The organism is Streptomyces sp. (assembly GCF_036566765.1).
Lineage (GTDB): Bacteria > Actinomycetota > Actinomycetes > Streptomycetales > Streptomycetaceae > Streptomyces.
This window is the reverse complement of the sequence record NZ_DATCVQ010000344.1, coordinates 1-2,363: the sequence shown is the minus strand read 5'-3', so window position 1 is coordinate 2,363 and position 2,363 is coordinate 1. Positions and strand designations below refer to the sequence as shown.

The window sequence follows — 2,363 nt, the reverse complement described above, 5'->3', positions numbered from 1 at the left end:
TCTTCTTCGCCCTCACCGCCACCGCCAACGTCCCCGCCCAGTCCACGGAGGCTGTCCGATGAGCACCCTGTCCCTCGCCGTACGCGACTCCGGCACGATGCTGCGCCGCAACCTCCTGCACGCCCGGCGCTACCCGTCGCTCACCCTGAACCTGCTGCTCACGCCGATCATGCTGCTCCTGCTCTTCGTCTACATCTTCGGCGACACCATGAGCGCCGGCATCGGCGGCGGCGGCGCGGACCGCGCCCGGTACATCGCGTACCTCGTCCCCGGCCTGCTGCTGATGACCATCGGGTCCACCACCATCGGCACCGCGGTCTCCGTCTCCAACGACATGACCGAGGGCATCATCGCCCGCTTCCGCACCATGGCGATCCACCGCGGCTCGGTGCTCGTCGGGCACGTCGTCGGCAGCGTGCTGCAGTCCGTCGCCAGCGTCGTCCTCGTCGGCGCCGTCGGCGTGGCCATCGGCTTCCGCTCCCACGACGCCACCGCCCTGGAATGGCTCGCGGCGTTCGGACTGCTCGTCCTGTTCGCCACGGCGCTCACCTGGATCGCGGTCGGCATGGGCCTGGTCAGCCCGAACGCGGAGGCCGCCAGCAACAACGCGATGCCGCTGATCTTCCTGCCGCTGATCTCCAGCACCTTCGTCCCGATCGACGCGATGCCGGGCTGGTTCCAGCCGATCGCCGAGTACCAGCCCTTCACCCCGGCCATCGAGACCCTGCGCGGCCTGCTCCTCGGCACCGAGATCGGCCACAACGGCTGGCTCGCGGTCGCCTGGTGCCTGGGTCTGGCCGTCCTCGGCTACGTCTGGTCGACCAAGCGGTTCAACGACGACCCGAAGTAACCGCAGTGACAGCGCGGGCCACTCCCGCAAGCAGCGCGTGCCACCCGAGGGCGGCGTACACCGACACCCCGTCGATGTACGCCGCCCCTTTCGCGCGCGCATCACGCCCCGGTCGTACGCGCATCACGCCCCCCGCTCCGCCACGTGACCCACCCCACCCCCCACGATCCCCCCGCACCCCCGACAATGGCGGGGTGATCACTTCGCCGCCGCAGCGCTCGAACGGCAACGGCAACGGCGCCGGGCCGCGGGCTCGGGCCGACGCCACGCCGTATGTGGACCTCACCCGGGCCGAGTGGAGCGCATTGCGGGACAAGACGCCGCTGCCGCTCTCCGCCGAGGAGGTCGAGCGGCTGCGCGGGCTCGGCGACGTCATCGACCTCGACGAGGTGCGCGACGTCTATCTGCCGCTGTCCCGGCTGCTGAACCTGTACGTGCAGGCCACCAGCGAGCTGCGCGGGGCGCTGAACACCTTCCTCGGCGAGCGGGCGGAGCAGCGCGGGACGCCCTTCGTCATAGGCGTGGCCGGTTCCGTCGCCGTCGGCAAGTCCACCGTGGCCCGGCTCCTCCAGGCGCTGCTGGCCCGCTGGCCCGAGCACCCGCGCGTGGAGCGGATCACCACGGACGGCTTCCTCTTCCCCATGGAGGAGCTGAAGGCGCGCGGCCTGATGTCCCGCAAGGGCTTCCCCGAGTCGTACGACCGCCGCGCGCTGACCCGGTTCGTCGCCGACATCAAGGCCGGCAAGGACGAGGTCACCGCCCCCGTCTACTCGCACCTCATCTACGACCGGGTCCCCGGCGAGCAGCTCGTCGTCCGCCGGCCCGACATCCTCATCGTCGAGGGCCTGAACGTGCTCCAGCCCGCCCTGCCCGGCAAGGACGGCCGCACCCGCGTCGGCCTCGCCGACTACTTCGACTTCTCCGTGTACGTGGACGCCCGCGCCGAGGACATCGAGCAGTGGTACCTCAACCGGTTCCGCAAGCTGCGCCACACCGCGTTCCAGGATCCGTCCTCGTACTTCCGGCGCTGGACCCAGGTCTCCGAGGACGAGGCGCTGGACTACGCCCGCACGATGTGGCGGACCGTCAACAAGGTGAACCTCCTTGAGAACGTGGCCCCGACGCGCGGCCGCGCGACTCTCGTGCTGCGCAAGGGCCCGGATCACAAGGTTCAGCGGCTGAGCCTCCGTAAGCTCTGAGGATGCTGCATCTGCGGATGATCGTCCCGCCCGACCGGACGGAGGCGGCGGTCGGGCTCATCGAGGCGACCGTCGGCACCACGCACGTGGTGGTGCTGCCAGGGGCCGCCCGCGATCCCGCCGGTGACCTCGTCCTGTGCGACGTGGCCCGCGAGGCGGGCGACGAACTGCTGCACGGGCTGCGCGAGATGAGGATCGACCAGGACGGCTCGATCGCCGTCGAGAGCATCGACTTCTCGATGTCGCGGCGCGCGGACGCGGCCGAGGCGGAGGCCCCCGGCGAGGCCGCGGACGCGGTGCTCTGGGAGCAGCTG

General features: G+C 71.0%; 2 protein-coding genes and 1 pseudogene. All 3 read left to right on the top strand.

Going from position 1 to position 2,363, the window contains the following annotated elements; genetic code table 11:
• The first annotated feature begins 58 nt into the window (after nt 1–58).
• Nucleotides 59–850 (top strand): ABC transporter permease, encoded by a 792-nt coding sequence (locus tag VIU94_RS20225; RefSeq protein WP_331913242.1) that lies wholly within the window; start codon nt 59–61, stop codon nt 848–850.
• 194 nt (nt 851–1,044) lie between these two features.
• Nucleotides 1,045–2,049, top strand: a complete 1,005-nt coding sequence (coaA, locus tag VIU94_RS20220) for a type I pantothenate kinase (RefSeq protein WP_331913241.1) — start codon at nt 1,045–1,047, stop codon at nt 2,047–2,049.
• Between the two features lie 2 nt (nt 2,050–2,051).
• A pseudogene (locus VIU94_RS20215) lies at nt 2,052–2,363 on the top strand (DUF389 domain-containing protein); the annotation flags it as partial.